Source organism: Kitasatospora albolonga, from assembly GCA_002082585.1.
GTDB classification, from domain to species: Bacteria; Actinomycetota; Actinomycetes; order Streptomycetales; family Streptomycetaceae; genus Streptomyces; species Streptomyces stephensoniae.
Genome location: CP020563.1, coordinates 2,684,468 through 2,700,985, shown reverse-complemented (window position 1 = coordinate 2,700,985; position 16,518 = coordinate 2,684,468). Strand labels below are relative to the sequence as shown.

15 protein-coding genes, 1 other RNA gene and 3 pseudogenes are annotated in these 16,518 nt (G+C 71.5%); 12 read left to right on the top strand and 7 right to left on the bottom strand.

Annotated features, from left to right (window positions below; all coding sequences use genetic code 11):
* Positions 1–2 precede the first annotated feature (2 nt).
* Positions 3–867: pseudogene (locus B7C62_11690) on the bottom strand (transposase).
* A gap of 491 nt (positions 868–1,358) precedes the next feature.
* Here B7C62_11690 and B7C62_11685 point away from each other — a divergent pair.
* The 3 genes from B7C62_11685 to ssrA all read left to right on the top strand — a co-directional run bounded on the left by B7C62_11685 (position 1,359) and on the right by ssrA (position 3,548).
* Positions 1,359–2,546 (top strand): peptidase S41, encoded by a 1,188-nt coding sequence (locus B7C62_11685; protein ARF72859.1) that lies wholly within the window; start codon positions 1,359–1,361, stop codon positions 2,544–2,546.
* An 18-nt stretch (positions 2,547–2,564) separates the two neighbouring features.
* Entirely contained in the window at positions 2,565–3,053 is a 489-nt protein-coding gene (locus B7C62_11680) for an SsrA-binding protein (GenBank protein ID ARF72858.1), read from the top strand.
* Positions 3,054–3,161: 108 nt separating this feature from the next.
* Positions 3,162–3,548: a transfer-messenger RNA gene (gene ssrA, locus B7C62_11675) on the top strand.
* Between the two features lie 232 nt (positions 3,549–3,780).
* Here ssrA and B7C62_11670 read toward each other — a convergent pair.
* From B7C62_11670 to B7C62_11655, 4 genes and pseudogenes are all read right to left on the bottom strand, one after another.
* Positions 3,781–4,465, bottom strand: a pseudogene (locus B7C62_11670) (hypothetical protein).
* A gap of 123 nt (positions 4,466–4,588) precedes the next feature.
* On the bottom strand, positions 4,589–4,795 hold the full coding sequence (locus B7C62_11665; GenBank protein ARF72857.1) for a DUF397 domain-containing protein: 207 nt from the start codon (positions 4,793–4,795) through the stop codon (positions 4,589–4,591).
* A 30-nt stretch (positions 4,796–4,825) separates the two neighbouring features.
* On the bottom strand, positions 4,826–5,026 hold the full coding sequence (locus tag B7C62_11660) for a DUF397 domain-containing protein (protein ID ARF72856.1): 201 nt from the start codon (positions 5,024–5,026) through the stop codon (positions 4,826–4,828).
* Positions 5,023–5,892: a hypothetical protein gene (locus B7C62_11655; GenBank protein ARF72855.1), complete on the bottom strand. Its 870-nt coding sequence runs from the start codon at positions 5,890–5,892 to the stop codon at positions 5,023–5,025. Before B7C62_11655 ends, B7C62_11660 begins: the two co-directional genes overlap by 4 nt.
* A 103-nt stretch (positions 5,893–5,995) precedes the next feature.
* Between B7C62_11655 and B7C62_11650 the strand changes: the two are divergent.
* From B7C62_11650 to B7C62_11635, 4 genes and pseudogenes are all read left to right on the top strand, one after another.
* Positions 5,996–6,448: pseudogene (locus tag B7C62_11650) on the top strand (hypothetical protein).
* Positions 6,449–6,557: 109 nt separating this feature from the next.
* On the top strand, positions 6,558–6,767 hold the full coding sequence (locus B7C62_11645; protein ID ARF72854.1) for a hypothetical protein: 210 nt from the start codon (positions 6,558–6,560) through the stop codon (positions 6,765–6,767).
* Between the two features lie 51 nt (positions 6,768–6,818).
* Positions 6,819–7,031 (top strand): hypothetical protein, encoded by a 213-nt coding sequence (locus tag B7C62_11640; GenBank protein ID ARF72853.1) that lies wholly within the window; start codon positions 6,819–6,821, stop codon positions 7,029–7,031.
* A 93-nt stretch (positions 7,032–7,124) separates the two neighbouring features.
* The gene (locus tag B7C62_11635; GenBank protein ARF72852.1) at positions 7,125–7,847 is read left to right on the top strand and encodes a hypothetical protein; all 723 of its coding nucleotides are present in this window, start codon (positions 7,125–7,127) and stop codon (positions 7,845–7,847) included.
* Here B7C62_11635 and B7C62_11630 read toward each other — a convergent pair.
* The gene (locus tag B7C62_11630; protein ARF72851.1) at positions 7,844–9,634 is read right to left on the bottom strand and encodes a multidrug ABC transporter ATP-binding protein; all 1,791 of its coding nucleotides are present in this window, start codon (positions 9,632–9,634) and stop codon (positions 7,844–7,846) included. The genes B7C62_11635 and B7C62_11630 overlap by 4 nt on opposite strands.
* Complete coding sequence (locus tag B7C62_11625; GenBank protein ARF77108.1) at positions 9,631–11,268, bottom strand: ABC transporter ATP-binding protein; 1,638 nt, start codon at positions 11,266–11,268, stop codon at positions 9,631–9,633. The genes B7C62_11630 and B7C62_11625 overlap by 4 nt, the downstream gene beginning before the upstream one ends.
* Before the next feature lie 156 nt (positions 11,269–11,424).
* Here B7C62_11625 and B7C62_11620 point away from each other — a divergent pair, with 156 nt between their 5' ends.
* The 5 genes from B7C62_11620 to B7C62_11600 all read left to right on the top strand — a co-directional run bounded on the left by B7C62_11620 (position 11,425) and on the right by B7C62_11600 (position 16,493).
* The gene (locus B7C62_11620; GenBank protein ARF77107.1) at positions 11,425–12,231 is read left to right on the top strand and encodes an AraC family transcriptional regulator; all 807 of its coding nucleotides are present in this window, start codon (positions 11,425–11,427) and stop codon (positions 12,229–12,231) included.
* Between the two features lie 140 nt (positions 12,232–12,371).
* Positions 12,372–13,409, top strand: a complete 1,038-nt coding sequence (locus tag B7C62_11615) for an iron-siderophore ABC transporter substrate-binding protein (GenBank protein ID ARF72850.1) — start codon at positions 12,372–12,374, stop codon at positions 13,407–13,409.
* Between the two features lie 62 nt (positions 13,410–13,471).
* On the top strand, positions 13,472–14,293 hold the full coding sequence (locus B7C62_11610; GenBank protein ID ARF77106.1) for an NADPH-dependent ferric siderophore reductase: 822 nt from the start codon (positions 13,472–13,474) through the stop codon (positions 14,291–14,293).
* 83 nt (positions 14,294–14,376) lie between these two features.
* Entirely contained in the window at positions 14,377–15,420 is a 1,044-nt protein-coding gene (locus B7C62_11605; GenBank protein ARF77105.1) for an ABC transporter permease, read from the top strand.
* Positions 15,417–16,493 carry an iron ABC transporter permease gene (locus B7C62_11600; protein ID ARF72849.1) on the top strand — a complete coding sequence of 359 codons (1,077 nt, stop codon included), beginning with the start codon at positions 15,417–15,419 and terminating at the stop codon, positions 16,491–16,493. Before B7C62_11605 ends, B7C62_11600 begins: the two co-directional genes overlap by 4 nt.
* The last annotated feature ends 25 nt before the right edge of the window (positions 16,494–16,518 follow it).

The window sequence follows — 16,518 nt, the reverse complement described above, 5'->3', positions numbered from 1 at the left end:
GCTCACGCTGCCCGGCAGCCCGGCGGGCTGTCAGGTCTTCCGCGATCGGCACCAGCCGGGTCCAGACCGGCCCGGACGAGCATCACGCGTGCGGAGTTCTTGTCCCTGGGGGGACACAGCTCCGCACGCGGTGCAGGTGTAGGTACGTTCCGACAGCGGAAGTGCGTGCTTGGCTCTCGCTCCGCAGTGTCCGCAGTCCATGGTGGTGTGGGCGGGGTGCACCAGATGCAGTGTGCGCCGGTGTTTGCGTGCCATGTTGATCAGTTCGCGCTTGGTGGCCGAGATCGCAGCGTCGGTCGCCTTGCGGGCCATTGCCGACCGGGCGAGGAACTTCGGCCTGAAGTCCTCCACCGCGAGCAGGTCGAAGTCCGTCACGACCTTCTTGGCCCACTTGCGGGCGGTGTCCTGCCGCTGCCGGGCGATCTTCCTGTGTACCTTCGCGGCGTGCCGCTTGGCGCGCCTGTACCCCTTCGAGGCGGCCCGGCCGCGCTGAGGTCTCCGTCGGGCCATCCGCCGCTGGTGCCCGGCCAACTCCCCGGCCGCCTTCTTCCCGTATCCGGGATGGGCGAGATCGTGGGCGTCGCTGGTGGTGGTCGCTGTCTCCTTCACGCCCCAGTCGATACCGATGCTCCGGCCCGTCTCCGGTAGCGGCTGGGCCTCGACCCGGACGACGAAGGACGCGTACCAGTGGCCGAGGGGGTCGCGGTGGATACGAACGCTGGAGGGCCGGTCGGGCAGATCGCGTGACCAGACCACCGTCAGGACGATGCCGCCCGCAAGGTGCAGACGCCCGCCCTTGAGGCGGAAGCCGCGCCGGGTATAGCTCAGCGTCGGCGCCGACAGCTCCTTCTTCTTGAACTTGGGCATCCCCGCACGCCGCTTGACGGGTAACCGGGCCTTGATGTCCTTGAGGCCCTTGGTGCGGGCCCGGCGAAATCGCGGATGATCTGCTGCTGCGGCACACACGCGCCCTGACGCAGCCACTCCTGCCCGGCACGCCAGCCGGTCAGCAACTTGCCCAACCGGGCAGGGCCACACGCGTCTCCGGCCCTGTGCGCCGCGCGGGATTCCGCGACGCACTGATTCCACACCCACCGGCACCTGTCCCATTCGGACATCAGCGAAGTGAGGGAGGTGGACGACACACGGAGTCGGTACGTGTACCGGGCATACCCGGCATCCTCGGCCTTCGGTAGTGCCGTCATGATGCGAGGTTAGTGCCGCTATGCCGTCGAGCGCGGGCGAATTCCCCCACTCGTCCGATCGCAGGCTCGCCGCGGTCCATGGTGACGTACGCCTCCCGGGGCGCACGGTCGATCACCCGTGCGCCCCAGGAGGCTTGTCCTAGACTCGGCGCCATGTCGGGTTGTTCGCACCGCTTCCGGCCCCGCGGCCTCTGCCGCGGGGCGGCCCTGACATTGGTCTTCGGGTGTGTCCTCGCCACGGGCGCGGCGACCGGTTCGCTGCCGCAGGACCCCGACCCCGTACCCGAACTCCCGGCCCGTACGGTCGCCTCCCGTCACGCCCCGGTCGACCGGCAGGAGATCGAGGACGCGGCGGCGCGGGCCGCGGCCGACGGGAAGTCCGTGAAGGAGGCGGCCGGGGAGGTCGTCAGCCGGAGCGGGGACCGCTGGGGGGCGGTGTACGACGAGCGGGAGTACGAGGAGTTCGAGCAGTCCCTCGACGGTTCGTACCTGGGCGTCGGCCTCTCCGCCCGCCGCACCGAGGGCGGGGGCGTCGCCGTCTCCCGGGTCCAGCCCGGGGGCCCCGCCGACCGGGCCGGTATCCGCGAGGGCGACCTGCTCCGCACGCTCGACGGCCGCCGGGTGGACCGGAAACCCGTCCCCGAGGTGGTCGCCTTACTCCGCGGTGACGGTACGGGGGCCGGGGAAGGCACCCGCGTCGTCCTCGGTCTCGTACGGGACGGAAAACCCTCCACACGGACGCTGGAACGGGCCCGGCTGACCCCCGACGCGGTCACCGTGCGCCGTCTGGGCACCGGCCCCTCCTCGGCCCTCCTCGTCAAGGTCGCCGCCTTCACCAAGGGAGCCGGGGCCGAGGTCCGCGAAGCGGTCCGCGCGGCCCCCCGGGACGCCGGGATACTCCTGGACCTCCGTGCCAACTCCGGAGGTCTGGTCACCGAGGCCGTCACCGCCGCCTCCGCCTTCCTGGACGGCGGCCTGGTCGCCACGTACGACGTACGCGGCGAGGAACAGGCCCTCTACGCCGACCCCGGCGGCGACACCGAGCGGCCCGTGGTGGTCCTGGTGGACGGCGGCACGATGAGCGCGGCCGAACTGCTGACCGGCGCCCTCCAGGACCGGGGCCGCGCGGTCACCGTCGGCTCACGCACCTTCGGCAAGGGCTCCGTGCAGATGCCCAGCGAGCTCCCGGGCGGTTCGGTGGCCGAGCTGACCGTGGGCCACTACCGCACCCCGGCCGGCCGCAGCGTCGAGGGCACGGGCATCACACCCGACCTGGTGGCGGACGAGCGGGCCCAGCAGCGGGCCGAGACGGTATTGAGTGGCCTCGGGGGTGGGTCGTAGTGCGAAAATGACCGCACTATGGCTAAGGAAAAAGACACCGGGCGCAAGATGATCGCGCAGAACAAGAAGGCGCGGCACGACTACACCATCCTCGACACCTACGAGTGCGGCCTCGTGCTCATGGGCACCGAGGTGAAGTCCCTGCGCATGGGCCGGGCCTCCCTGGTCGACGGGTTCGTCCAGATCGACGACCACGAGGCGTGGCTGCACAACATCCACGTACCCGAGTACGTCCAGGGGACCTGGACCAACCACGCGGCCAAGCGCAAGCGCAAGCTGCTCCTGCACCGGGCCGAGATCGACAAGCTGGAGTCCAAGTCCCAGGAGACCGGCCACACCATCGTGCCGCTCGCCCTGTACTTCAAGGACGGCCGGGTGAAGGTCGAGATCGCGCTCGCCAAGGGCAAGAAGGAGTACGACAAGCGGCAGACGCTTCGCGAGAAGCAGGACACGAGGGAGACGAACCGCGCCATCGCGGCGGCCCGCAGGCGGCAGCGCAGCGCCTGAGAGCCTCTGCCGGGCTCGTGCGGGGGAATACGCTGGCATCGTCCGCCGTTGTTCACGTACGATGGGCCGTGCACCTCACCGAAGGCGCACGTTTTGAAAAATACACATGGGGATGATCGGTTTCGACAGCGGATGTCGAAGCAGGGGAAGCGAGTCGAGGAAGCGGCAATGATCTCGTAAACCATATGTCGCAAACAATAATCGCCAATTCCAAGCGCGATTCCTCCGCCTTCGCCCTTGCTGCCTAATTAGCAGCTAGCGAAGACTCTGCGGAGTGTCAGCCCGGGGGTGATCCCGACCCGGACCCTGGCATCAACTAGGGATCTAAACTTCTCGGCCCGGCCACGGGGCCGAGAAGGAAATCAAACAGTGGCTGAGCCTGTCGGAGGCTTGTTCGCGTGACCTCCGGGGCCGAGAAAAGCGTAGCGAACTGCACTCGGAGAAGCCCTGGTTCCGCACCGTTGGACGCGGGTTCGATTCCCGCCATCTCCACAATTCCCATGTAGGCCGTTGCCCCGCGAGTTCGCTCGCGGGGCAACGGTTTTTTCATTCTCTCCTGTTCCGGCCGCTCACCACTCACGCCATTCGTCGGCCTCCATGACGAGCGACGGGTGCCCGGCGACATGCGCCAGCTCTTCGAGTACGAAACAGATGTCCTCGCGCTCCTCCGTCTCGATGACCCAGCCCGCCGCCTGGTCGGCCGTGTTGAACCACAGCACCAGCGACTTCAGCACCTTCCGCACGGCGGGCTTCCGGGGCTTCGGCCCCACGTCCCGCAGCTCCCGGCATGCCTGGTGCACCCGCCGGACGGCCGCCCGCCGGAACGCGGCCGGAGGAAACGGCGGCGACGGCGTCCAGCCCTCGAACGGGGTCTCCGCGAGCAGCTGCTCCCAGGTGAGCCCCGCCAGCCGCGCCGCGTACCGTCCCTTCTCGGCCTCCGCCGCAAGCCTCCGCTGCTCCTCGACCGCCTCCTGCTCCCGCAGCAGCGCCTCCCGGTCGTGCGCCCAGCGCCACTCGCCCTCCACGTCGGAGTCGGCCAGGGCGAGCGTGGAGAACGACGTGCCGACGCTCCGGGGGGAGAGGTAAGGGGCGGCCAGCTTCGTCTGCTCGGCGGTGAGCGGGGCGGTCCCCAGCGCGGTGAGGTCACTCAGCCCGGTCGTGTCCTCCACCCCGCACGCGAACACCGCCGGCCTCCCCGTGTGCGCGAACCGCCGACGCCGCAGCACCCGCTGTCCCCGTACCTCCTCCAGCGTGGGCACCCGGTCCCACACCCCGTCGAACACGGCCACGACGATCACCTCCGGCGCCCGCGCGACCACCGCGAGAGCGCCGAAGCGCCCGGTCCCGGGCGGGGAGCCGGGGTGGAGCGGCGACGTACGGAACGCGAATACCGCGCCGGGTTCGACGTCGATCGGGCTCTTCGGACTTCTCTTCGCTGCGGCCATCGGGTCACCCTAAGGGCCGCCTATGACAAGGACCGGGCCCCCACGAACTGCGCTCCGTGCGACCCGGCCCGGTCAGGGGGTGGGGCTGGTTCAGCCCCCGTACGCCTGGCCCTTCACACCGTCGGTGAAAGCCGTCCACTGGGCGGGGCCGAAGTGGAGGCGCGGGCCGTCCTGGTTCTTGCTGTCGCGGACTGCCCGGCCGCCGTCGGAGAGAGGGGCCACCTCCACGCAGTCGCCCAGTTGTCCACTGCCGGTGGCTTTGATGAAGGGACCGGCGATGGTGGGGGTGCCGGGCAAGGTGACTCCCTCGGTCTGCTCGCGAGTAGGTCAGACAGCAGTCTTCATGCTGTCGGTGAAGGCGGTCCACTGGGCCGGGCCGAAGTGGAGGCGGGGGCCGTGCTGGTTCTTGCTGTCGCGGACTGCTCGGCCGCCGTCGGAGAGGGGGGCCACCTCCACGCACGCATCCTGCTGGCCGCTGGCGGTGGCCTTGACGAACGGGCCGACGACGGTGGGGGTGGCGCTGGTCATGATGGGTTCCTCTTGTCTCGTTCTCGGCGCATCAGATCCATGATGTCGGTGATGCGCGTCAGTGAATCTGCCGGGCTCAGCGCGCTGGCCCGGAGGTTGTCGAACGCGTCGGAGAACGCGTTGAGTTGACCCGTCTGTTCCATGAACAGGGTCCCGGTCAGGTTCGCCACACAGGCGATGCTGGGGTCGGTGGGGAAGTCGAAGAGCCAGAAGGAGGACTGGACGCCCGCGTGTGCGCCCGCCTCGAACGGCAGCACCTGCAACGTGATGTTGCTGCGCTCCGTGAGGCGGGCCAGGTGGTTGAGCTGGTCCAGCATCACCGCGTAGCCGCCGACCACCTGGCGCAGTGCGCCCTCGGTCACGATCGCCCAGATCTTCGGGGGCTGGTCGGCGTCCAGGATGGACTGGCGCTCCATCCGCACCTTGATGAGCGAGTCCACGTGGCCCGGCGGCAGCACCGCCGGTCCCGCCGTGATGATGTGGCGCGTGTAGTCCGGCGTCTGCATCAGGCCCGGCACGATCATGCCCTCGAACGTTCGGATGCCGGCCGCCGTGCCTTCCAGGGCGATGAAGTCCCGGTACTCGCGCGGCAGCGCGTCCTCGTAAGCGATCCACCAGCCACGGGACTTGGCGTCCTTCGCCGCCTCCACGAACGCGGTGATCTGCTTCTCGTCGGTGACGTCGTAGAGGGCGAGCAGGGCCTTCAGGTCGGTGCGGGAGACGCGGACGTCGCCGCTCTCTATCCGGCTCATCTTCGACTGGGAGAAGCCGAGTTCGGTGCCGACCGCCTCGGCCGTCAGGTTGGCCTTGCGGCGCAGTTGCCGCAGGTCCGAACCGAGTCGGCGGCTCCTGATCGTCTGGCCCATCACGCTCCTCGAATGTGTCGGTGGACAGTCTGCCCGCTGCTCTGGTGGGAGCGCCAGCAAGTAGATATGCATACATGCGAAAGGGTACTTGCAGATCGGGAGTATGCAGCGCTACGGTGTCCCCGTCGGTCACGCAACGTCATTCCATGATGGCGAAGCGTGGCAACGCCCGTGGTGCGAGCGGGGAATTCGCCTGCCCTCGCCACTTGCCGAGAGGCGAACTCTGGTGGACAGCGAAGAGCCGACCTTTACCTTTCCCGTTGCCGAGGGGTCCGTCCGGGCGGCTAGAAAGTCTGTACGCGGGGTGATGGCGGGCTGGGGGTTCGCGGGCGAGCTCATGGAGACCGCCGAGCTTCTCGTCAGCGAACTCGTCACCAATGCCGTCCTGCACGCCACGGGCAGCCCCTCCTGTCGTGTGATCTGTACGCGGTCCGCAACCGCCTTCACTGTGACCGTCGTTGACGGCGGTGGCGGTCTCCCGGTGGTCCGGGACGCGGGGCCGGGCGCCACCTCGGGGCGGGGGCTGATCCTCGTGGAGAGCCTCGCCGATGACTGGGGTGTACGGGTACTGCCCCAGGGCAAGGCCGCTTACTTCGTCCTCTCCGTGCCGCCGCCCCCGGAGGGCGCCCCCTCGGGCGGAGGCCCCCGTGCTCTGGAGGAGCCCCGTGACAGACAGGCCCGGACGACCGGTGCCGGGAACGACCCCGGGGCTCCGGGTGCCGCTGGTCCGGGGCGAGCCGGCCGCGTACGTCCTGCTCTTCGGCCCGCACGGGGAGCGGCGCGAGGCGCTCACCACCGCACAGCTCATGTCCCTCGTCGTGGACGCCGCCGGAGAGCTGGGGTTCGTGCTCTCGGTGCCCCCGCGCGATGCGTAAGGGGCAAGTCCCCGTATCCGTAACCCTCTTGACGTCGAAAGGCTGATCCCCGTGTACCACCACCGACCCGCCCAGGACGCCGCTCTCGTCGAAGGCAACCTCGCCGCCAAGGACCTCGCCGATGCGCTCTCGCAGGCCGGTTTCTCCCTGCCCTCCCTCTACGGAGACTTCCCCACCATCACCGACGGGGCCCTCGTCCACCTCGGTGGCGCCTCCGCCGAAGTCGTCCGCGGCCTGGCCGCCTGGATTCGCGAACGGGTCTGAACCGCCGCACCCCGCAGCCCCGTTAATCGGTCGCGCCCCGCGGGACGGGTCGCTACCTTCCCCCTCGGGGCCGAGGACGAGGGGGAGCCGGGCATGGGAACCACAGGCGTACGGACCGATCGGCTGGGGCTGCTGCTGGCGCAGTTCGACCAGGCCCGGGAGACGGCCCAGGTGCGGCTGACCGGGCTCAGTGACGCGGAGTACCTGTGGGAGCCCGTGGACGGGTGCTGGTCGATCCGGCCGCGGGAGGAGGCGGTCACGCCCCGTGCGTACGGGCCGGGGGCCTGGGTGATCGACAAGGGGGCGCCGGAGATCCCGGCCAGTGAGTACGCCGAGGTCGCCCGGCAGGCCGCCGGGGGCATGTCCGTCGCGAAGATCGCCGAGGACTGGAGCGTGAGCGTCGAGCGGGTCGAGGAGGTCCTCGCCCACACCGGGGAGCCGGAGCCCGACGTCGTACCCGTCACCACCATCGCCTGGCGCCTCGGCCATCTGCACTCCGGGTTCGCCGGTCAGTGGGAGTGGTCGTTCGGGGAGCGGCGGCGGGAGCCCCGGCTGATGGTCGACTTCGCGCCCTCCGCCGATCTGGCGCTGGAGCGGTTCTGGGCGGAGCTCGACCGCTGGCGCGAGAGCCTCGGGGCCGTCACCGAGGAGCAGCTCGACACCGTCGGCTTCTCGCAGTATCCCTACGGCTCCGACCCCGACGACCCGTTCATCAGCGTGCTCTTCGGCGCGAACCTCGAACTCATCCACCACATGGCCGAGATCGCGGTCCTCCGCGACCTGTGGCGGGCTCGCTTCCAGCTCCCCGCCCACTAGCCATTTCGGTTCCAGCTTGCCCACAGGCGCGCGTACGGGCCGTCCGCCGTCAGCAGTGCCGTGTGCGTGCCGGACTCGACGATGCGGCCCGCGTCCATGACGACGACCCGGTCCGCGCGGGCCGCCTGGCCGAGGCGGTGGGCGATGACGATGCCCGTACGTCCGGTGAGCGCGGCCGTCGCCGCGTGCTCCAGCAGGTCCGCGTCCTCCGTTCCGGCCTCCGCCGTCGCCTCGTCCAGCAGCGCGACCGCCGGGGCCGCGAGAGCGAGCCGCACCAGGGCGAGGTGCTGGGCCTGGGCGGCGGTGAGGGGGTGGCCGCCCGCGCCGACGTGTGTGTTCAGGCCCTCGGGGAGCGCGTCGAGCCAGGCAGTCGCGTTCAGGTGGTCGGCCGCCGCGCGGATCTCGGCGTCCGTGGCCTCGGGCGCGAACAGGCGGAGGTCCTCCGCGACCGTGCCGTCGAAGACATGGACCTCCTGGCTAACCAGGACGGCCCGGCGGCGGAGTTCGGCCGTCGGGAGGCGGTCGAGCGGGGTGCCGTCCAGCAGGACCCGGCCCGTGTCGGGGGTCAGGACGCCGGCCGCGACCTTGGCGAGGGTCGTCTTGCCCGCACCGCTCGCCCCGACGACCGCCACCGTCTCGCCCGGCTCGACGGTGAGCGTCACCCCGTGGAGCGTACGGCGGCCGGGGGCGTAGCCGTACGCGATGTTCTCCAGGGTCAGCCGCCCGGCCGGGGGAGTGGTCCCGCGTGGTTCCGCCCCGGCGCCCGTGTCCGGTGCGGGGAGCGACAGCACCCCCACCAGACGTGCCAACCCCGCTCCCGCGTTCTGGAGTTCGTCCACGTTGGAGAGCAGCACGCCTATGGGGCCGAACAGTTGGTGGAAGTAGAGCGCCGCCGCCGTTGCCGCGCCCAATGTCACCGCGTCCGCGCCCACCAGGTGGTAGCCCACGGTGAGGACGGCGGCCAGACCGATGAACTCAGCGAGGTTCAGGAGCCCGTAGAACGTGGTGCGCAGCCGTACCGCCCGCAGTTCGTGGCCGATCGCGTGCTCGGAGGTGGCGGCGATCGCGGCCCGGTGCCGGGGCTGGGCGCGCAGGGACGTGACGGTGTCCGCCCCCGTCAGGGTCTCGATGAGCTGCTGGCCGCGCACCGCCTCCGCCTGGCGGGCGGACCGGTAGACCGGGCCCGAGCGGGCCAGGAAGCGGCGCAGCGCCACGTACTGGACCGGGGTCGCCACCAGCACCGCGAGCGCGAAGCGGGGGTCGATGACGCCGATGCCGACCAGCGTCAGCGCGATCGTGAACAGCGCGGTCACGAAGGCCGGAAGCACGCGCCCGATGACCGTGTTGACCGCCTCGGCGTCCCCGGCGACCCGGGACACCAGATCCCCGCTGCCCGTCTTCTCCAGTACGGAGGTGGGCTGGGCCACCGCCGTGGCGAAGACCTCCTCGCGCAGGCCCGCCAGCGTGTGCTGCGCGGTGCGGGCCAGCAGCAGCTGGCCCCACCAGCCGAGCCCGACGCCCGCCGCCGTCGCCGCGACGATCCCTGCGGCGGGGGCCAGGAGCGCGGACCAGGGGCGGCCCCCGGCCACCGCGTCCACCATCGTGCCGAGCAGGGCCGGTACGGCGAGGGCCGAGGCCGTCGCGGCGAGCAGGACCAGGACCGTCGCGGTGAGCCGGACGCGGTGGCGGGCGAGCAGGCGGAGGGTCGTTCGGGCCGTCTCGCGGGGTGTGGCGACGGGGAGTCGGGATACCGCGCGCTCCGTGTCGCTGCCGGTGGTCGTCCTCATCGGGCGCTCTCCACGGCTACCGGCTCCCGCGTCAGGTCGTACACCCGGTCGCAGGCGCTCAGCAGGGTCGGGCTGGTGGTGATCAGAACGATCGCCCGGCTCGTGTCGTCGCTCAGATTCCGCGCGATCCGGTCCTCCGTCACCGTGTCCACCGAGGTCGTCGGTTCATGCAGGACCAGAACGGGTTGCGGCTGGTGCAACGCCCTTGCCAGCAGCAGTCGTTGGCGCTGGCCTCCGGAGAGGAAGCGGCCCCCCTCGCCCACCTGCGAGCCGAGCCCGTCGGGGAGGTGGGTCAGCACGTCGTCCAGGCCGGACGCGGTGATCGCCGTCGTGCTCACGGCTTCCGCGACCAGGTTCTCCGTGACCGTGCCGGTGAAGACCGCCGCGTCGTGCGGGGGTGCGTGGACCGTTCGGCGTACGTCGTCGGGGGAGAGGCCCGCCGCGTCCCGGCCCGCCACCGTGTACTGCCCCGGCTCCGGCGACCGGCGGCAGGCGGCCAGGGCCGTCAGCTCCCCGGCCACCGCGCCGGAGGCCCGGACCCCGACCAGCTCACCCGCCCGCGCGGTGATCGTCCCCGTGCCGTGGCGCAGGGCGAAGAGCCCTTCCGGTGAGCCAAGTTGGTGCTCCGCAGGGGTCTCCCGTACCGCGTACGGCTCCGCCAGCAGCTCCGCCAGCCGGTGTGCCGAGCCCCGCTTCGCGGCCACGGAGGCGCCGAAGAAGCCCAGCGTCTCCATCGGGCCCGCCACCACCTGCGCCAGCCCCACCGCCGTGACGAACTCGCCGACCGTGAGGCGTCCTTCGAGTGCGTGCCAGGCCGCCAGCAGGGCGATACCGGCGAGGAACGCCCCGGAGACCGCCGAGTTGAGCGCCGTCAGTCCGGCCAGCGAGCGGACCCGGCGCAGCGCCGCCCGCATCGAGCTCCGGCTCGCCTCCCGGTAGCGCAGCGCCGCCGTCCCCTCCGCGCCGAACCCCTTGAGCACCCGGAACCCGGCCGTGAAGTCCGTCGCCAGGGCCCCCGCGCGGGCGGCCTCTCGCTGCTCGGCGTAGACCCGGCTCTCCAGCGGGCCGCTCAGCCGGTGCAGGACCACCAGTTGGGCCGCCGTCGCGGCGAGGACGACGGTGGCGAGCTGCCACGAGATGAGGAAGAGCGAGAGTGACGCGGTGAGCAGCCCGGCCAGCGCCGCGCCCTGTTCGGCGATCAGCCAGGAGACGCCGGAGACGTTGGAGGCGTCCGAGGTGGCGACCGTGAGCACCTCGCCGGGCGGACGGCGTCCGGCCGTGCCCCGGGGGTGCAGGGCCCGGTCCGCCGTCAGCAGGCGCAGATCGTGCTCCCCGTACACGTACACCCCGGTCGTCAGGCGCGAGCCCGTCCGCCAGCAGAGGATCAGCACCCCGATCAGGGCGCCCAGCGCGGCCAGCAGGCCCAGCAGCGCCCCCGGGTCGTTCCGGCCGATCGCGCGGTCGATGACCACCCCGAGCGCCACCGGGACCAGGGCCTCCGCCACCTGGTGTCCCGCGAACCCGGCCCCGGCCACCGCCAGTTTCCGGCCGCGCCCCGAGCCGAAGGAGGCCCGGCGCACGAGGGCACCGGGAGACGGGGAGGGCGGGGCGGGGGCGGGAGTGAGGGGAGTGATCACCGTTCCACGCTAGGAAGGGAACCTGATGGCTACAAGGAGGTATCGTGACAGGCTATGCCGGTAAAACGACAGACGGATGCGCGACAGGGCTCGCCGCAGGAGCAGGCGAACGCGCCGCAGGGCTCCGCCGTACGCCTCTGGGGCGCCCCCACCCTGGAGCGCGACGAGTGGACCGCCTCGGTGGAGACCGACGGGCCCAGGATCGAGCCGCGCTGGCTGCTGACCACCGGGACCTTCCCCACGCCCGAGCCGACCGAGTGGGCCGAGACCGCGCACCAGGAGCACGAGCTGCTCTGGTCCACCACCGGCAACGTCACCGTGGAGGCCGCCGGACATGTGTGGCTGGTGCCGCCCAGCCTCGGGATCTGGCTGCCCGCCGGTATGCCGCACCGGGTCCGGGCGAGCGCGGGGGCCGTCACGTACGCCACGTTCCTCAGTCCGGAGCTGGTGACCGTCGCGTGGTCCACCGTCGTGGGCATCCCGATGAGCCGGCTCCTGCGCGAGCTGCTGCTCCACAACCAGAACGAGGAGATGGGTACCGACGAGCGGCTGCGCCTCCAGCGGGTGGGCGTGGACCTCATCCGGCCGGTCCGGGCGGTCTCGCTGGACATTCCGCTTCCCCGCACGCCGGAGCTGCTCACCATCGCGGAGCGGATCATCGCCGATCCGGCCGACGACCGGACGACGGAGGAGTGGGCCCGGATGATCGGCCTCAGCGGGCGGACGCTGATGCGCTGGTTCCAGCGGGACACCGGGGTGAGCCTGACGCAGTGGCGCATTCTCGTCCGTGTCCGGTCGGCGCTGATCGACATCGCGGCGGGCAAGCCGGTCGTGGCCGTCTCGCGGCGGCTCGGCTATGCCAACCCCAGCACGTTCATCGACCTCTTCCGGCAGGTCACCGGCCATACGCCCGCCGCCTACTTCCGCTCGGTGAACGGGGTGCCCGAGGCCACCCTCTGAGGCGGCGCGTGTCGTGAAACCGGGACAGGGTGTCGCCATACCCTCATGGGAACTGCGGTAACTTCCTTAGGTAAGCCTGCCCTAACCGGTCTGTTTCGGCCATTCCTCGGCCGTCGGACAGGGGTCCCCGAAGGAGTCCGATGACTGCCCGCCGCTCTTCCGCTTTCCTGCCGTCCCGCAGACGTCTGCTCGCCGTCGCGGCGGTGAGCCTGGCCGCCGTCCTCGGGGCCACCTCCTGCTCCGCGAGCGGTGAGGGGGCGAAGGGCGACGGCGGTTCGGCGGGCAAGGGCTCCGGCACCCGTACGGTCACCGACATCGCGGGCAAGGTCGAGGTCCCCGCCGAGCCGAAGCGGATCGTCTCCGTCGACTTCTACTCGCCCGCCACTCTGGTCGACCTCGGGGTGAAGCCGGTCGGCGTCGTCGAGGGCTTCGACAGCGACGACCCGGACCTGCGGCCCAAGCGGTACCACGACGCCCTCAAGGACACCGCCACCGTCGGGACGTACTACGAGCTCAACATCGAGGCCGTCGCCCAGCAGAACCCCGACATGATCTTCGCCGAGACCCGGTTCCTCCGGAAGGGCGAGCTGAAGCGGCTCCAGGGCATCGCCCCCGTCGTCCAGCTCGACGCGGCGGGCGTCGGCGCCTGGAAGGAGCGGACCCTGATGATCGGGGCCGCCGTCGGCAAGACCGCCGAGATCGAGAAGCAGGCCGCCGTCTTCGAGAAGCGGGCCGACGAGCTGAAGAAGAAGTACGCGGACGTCCTGGAGAAGAACAGGATCGCCGTCTTCGCCTACGGCCAGGACCACTCCACCTGGGGCACCTACCCCGCCGGCCACTTCTACGTGCCGGTCTGGGACGCGGTGGGCGCGAAGTTCCGGCCCTTCACCGAAGGCGAGCACAAGGGGGTCGAGGGCTCGGTCAGCGAGTGGCTCTCGCTGGAGCAGATCGGCAAGCTCGACAACGCCGACATCCTCCTCTACGCCTACGGGGCAGGGGACTTCGTCGACAAGACGCTCGCCAAGAACACCGTCTGGAAGAACCTTCCCGCCGTGAAGAACGGCATGGTCTTCCGCAACATCCCCGCCTCCGTCGTCTCCTCCTTCGAGTGGGGCACCGAGAGCCTGGACGCGCTGGACGGCGTCCTCGCGGAGATCAGTGAGAAGGCCAAGGCGTGACCTCCGCCACCTCCGCCCGTGTCGTCGCCGAGGTCGTCCGGTCGGTGCCCCTCTCGCCCGGCATGGTCCGCCTCACCCTGCGCAGCGAGAGCCTGCGCGACTACCCCTCGACCCGGGTGGGCGACGAGTACGTACGCGTCCACTTCCCCCCGGAGGAAGGCGAGTTGGTCCTCCCCGAGGTGGACGGGGACGGCGACTGGCACTACCCGGACGGGTACTACCCGCACATCCAGCCCTACACCCTGCGCCGGTTCGACCCCGAAGCAGCCGAGGCCGACATCGACTTCGTGCTCCACGGGCACGGCCGGGCGGGGAGCTGGGCGGCGCGGGCCGCCCCCGGCGACCGGCTCCTCTTCGGGCCGCCGCGCTCGCTGTACGAGGCGCCCGGCGCGGCCGCCCGACAGGTCTTCGTCACCGACGCCACCGGACTCCCGGCCCTGGGGCGGCTGTTGGAGCAGCTCGACCCGGCCGTCCACGCCGTCGCGGTCGTCGAGATCGCCGACTCCTCCCACCGCATCGAGCTCACCAGCCCCGCCCGCCTGGATGTGCGCTGGGTGGCGGGGCGGGGCAACGGGGTGGGCCCCAGCGCGATCACCGAGATCCTGCGCGGCCTGGACCTCGCACCCGGCACCTATGTGTGGGTGGCGGGCGAGTCCGGCGAACTCCGCCAAGCCCGGCGCTACTTGCGCCACGAACGGAAGCTGCCCGCCGCGTGGTACCAGGTGATCGGCTACTGGCGCCACCGGCAGGAGGAGTGGCTGGAGAAGTACGAGGCCGTCGACGCCGGAACCATGGCCGAGCTCAACAGCGTCTGGGAACGCACCGAGGACGAGGAGCTGCGCCGGGACCTGTACGAAGCGGGGCTGGAGCGGCTCGGGCTATGACGACCACCCTCTCAGCCGACGCCGAAGGGGCCCACGAGCGGCCCGAGACGCGGTCCGAGACGCGGTCCGAGACGCGGCCCGGGGTGCGGGCCGGGGCGGCCGGGCGTCAGGCCCGCCCCGGGCTCGTGCGCACCAACTCCGGCCGGGCCCTCGGACTCCTGGTCGCGCTCGCTGTCCTCGCCCTGGCCCTCGCCGTCTCCCTGGCCGTCGGCGCCAAGCCCGTACCCCTGCCCGACGTCTGGCGGGCGCTGACCGCGTACGACGGGTCCGAGCACGCCTTCATCGTCCGCGAACTCCGCCTGCCCCGCGCCCTGTTGGGGCTGGTCGCCGGGGCGGCGCTCGGGGTCTCCGGGGCGCTCATCCAGGCCCTGACCCGCAACCCGCTCGCCGACCCGGGCATCCTCGGCGTCAACGCGGGCGCCGGGTTCGCCGTCACGATCGGCGTCGGGTTCCTCGGCCTCTCCTCGATCGGGGCCTACCTGTGGCTCTCGTTCGTCGGAGCCGTCGTCGTCACCGCCCTCGTCTACGTCATCGGCTCGGCCGGGCAGGGCGGCGGCACCCCGATCAGGCTCACGCTGGTCGGGGTCGCGCTCGGCGCCGTACTCGCCGGGGTGTCCTCGGCGATCACACTGCTGAACCCGGACGCGTTCACCAAACTCGTGGGCTGGTCGGCCGGTTCGCTCGCCGGACGGGACTGGAGCATCCTCCTCACCGTCCTGCCCTTCATCGGGGCGGGGCTCCTGCTCGCGTTCCTCGCGGCCCGGCCCCTGAACGCGGTCGCCCTCGGTGACGACCTCGCCCGGTCGCTCGGCGCGAACCTCGTCCGCACCCGCCTCCTGGTGATCGTCGCGGTCACCCTGCTCGCCGGGGCCGCGACCGCCGCCGCCGGGCCGATCGGCTTCGTCGGCCTCATGGTCCCGCACGTGGCCCGCTGGTTCATCGGGCCCGACCAGCGCTGGATCATCCCGTACACCGTCGTCTGCGCGCCCCTGCTGCTGATCGCCGCCGATGTCATCGGCCGGGTCGTGCTCTCCCCGCAGGAACTCCAGGCCGGCATCGTCACCGCGTTCGTCGGCGCGCCCGTCCTGATCCTGCTCGTCCGCCGCAAGAAGGTGAGCGGGCTGTGAAGCCGAACCGAACTCCCGTAACCGCCAAGGCCGTCGACTTCGGGCGGCCCACCCTCGTCACCCGCACCTCCCGCTGGTCGTTCCGCCTGGACGTGCGGACGGCCGTCAGCTGCGCGGTCCTCCTGCTGCTCACGTGCGCCGCCGTGGTCGTGACCCTCGCCTTCGGTACGTACGAGATCCCGCTCGCCGACGTCGTACGGTCCCTGCTCGGCGGGGGAACGGGTGCCACCCGCACGGTCGTGGTGGAGTGGCGGCTGCCCCGGGCGCTGCTCGCGGTGCTCCTCGGCGCGGCCCTCGCCGTCTCCGGGGCCATCTTCCAGTCCATCACCCGCAACCCCCTGGGCTCGCCCGACATCATCGGCTTCTCCTCCGGCTCGTACACCGGGGCGCTCGTCGTCCTGCTGCTGACCGGCGGCGGCTACTACCAGGTGGCCGCCGGATCGCTGGCCGGGGGCGTCCTCGCCGCGTTCGTGGTCTTCGTGCTCGCCTACCGCAGGGGGGCCGCCCAGGGATTCCGGCTGATCATCGTCGGCATCGCCGTCTCCGCCATGCTCGGGGCGTTCAACACCTGGCTGGTGCTCCGGGCGGACATCGAGGACGCCATGCTCTCCGCCGTCTGGGGTGCGGGCTCGCTCAACAGCCTCGGCCACGAACAGCTCCTGCCCGTGCTCGGCTTCCTCGCCCTGCTCATCCCGCTCGCCGCGGCCTGCGGACCGGCCCTGCGCGCACTGGAGTTGGGCGACGACGCCGCAGCCGCGCTCGGTACGCGCACGGAGGCGGTGCGGCTCGTCCTGGTGGTGCTCGGGGTCGCGCTGATCGCCCTGGTCACCGCCGCCGCCGGGCCGATCGCCTTCATCGCGCTGGCGGCCCCGCAGATCGCGCGCCGGATCACCCGGGGCTCCTCGGTCGCCCTGCTCCCCTCGGCGGTGACGGGGGCCTTTCTGCTGGTACTCGCCGATCTGGTGGGGCAGCGGCTGTTCGCCCCCGTCCAACTGCCCGTCGGCATCGTGACCGTGTCGATCGGCGGCCTGTACTTCATCTGGCTGCTCGTGCGGGAAGCCCGCCGGACATGAGCCCTTCCACCGATCACCGGAGAGA

Coding starts and splice junctions, on each gene's coding strand:
- B7C62_11680 (ARF72858.1), top strand. CDS start 2,565: ATGGCTAAGGAAAAAGACACCGGGCGCAAGATGATCGCGCAGAACAAG.
- B7C62_11630 (ARF72851.1), bottom strand. CDS start 9,634: ATGAGGACGACCACCGGCAGCGACACGGAGCGCGCGGTATCCCGACTC.
- B7C62_11660 (ARF72856.1), bottom strand. CDS start 5,026: ATGACCAGCGCCACCCCCACCGTCGTCGGCCCGTTCGTCAAGGCCACC.
- B7C62_11685 (ARF72859.1), top strand. CDS start 1,359: ATGTCGGGTTGTTCGCACCGCTTCCGGCCCCGCGGCCTCTGCCGCGGG.
- B7C62_11615 (ARF72850.1), top strand. CDS start 12,372: ATGACTGCCCGCCGCTCTTCCGCTTTCCTGCCGTCCCGCAGACGTCTG.
- B7C62_11635 (ARF72852.1), top strand. CDS start 7,125: ATGGGAACCACAGGCGTACGGACCGATCGGCTGGGGCTGCTGCTGGCG.
- B7C62_11655 (ARF72855.1), bottom strand. CDS start 5,892: ATGGGCCAGACGATCAGGAGCCGCCGACTCGGTTCGGACCTGCGGCAA.
- B7C62_11610 (ARF77106.1), top strand. CDS start 13,472: ATGGTCCGCCTCACCCTGCGCAGCGAGAGCCTGCGCGACTACCCCTCG.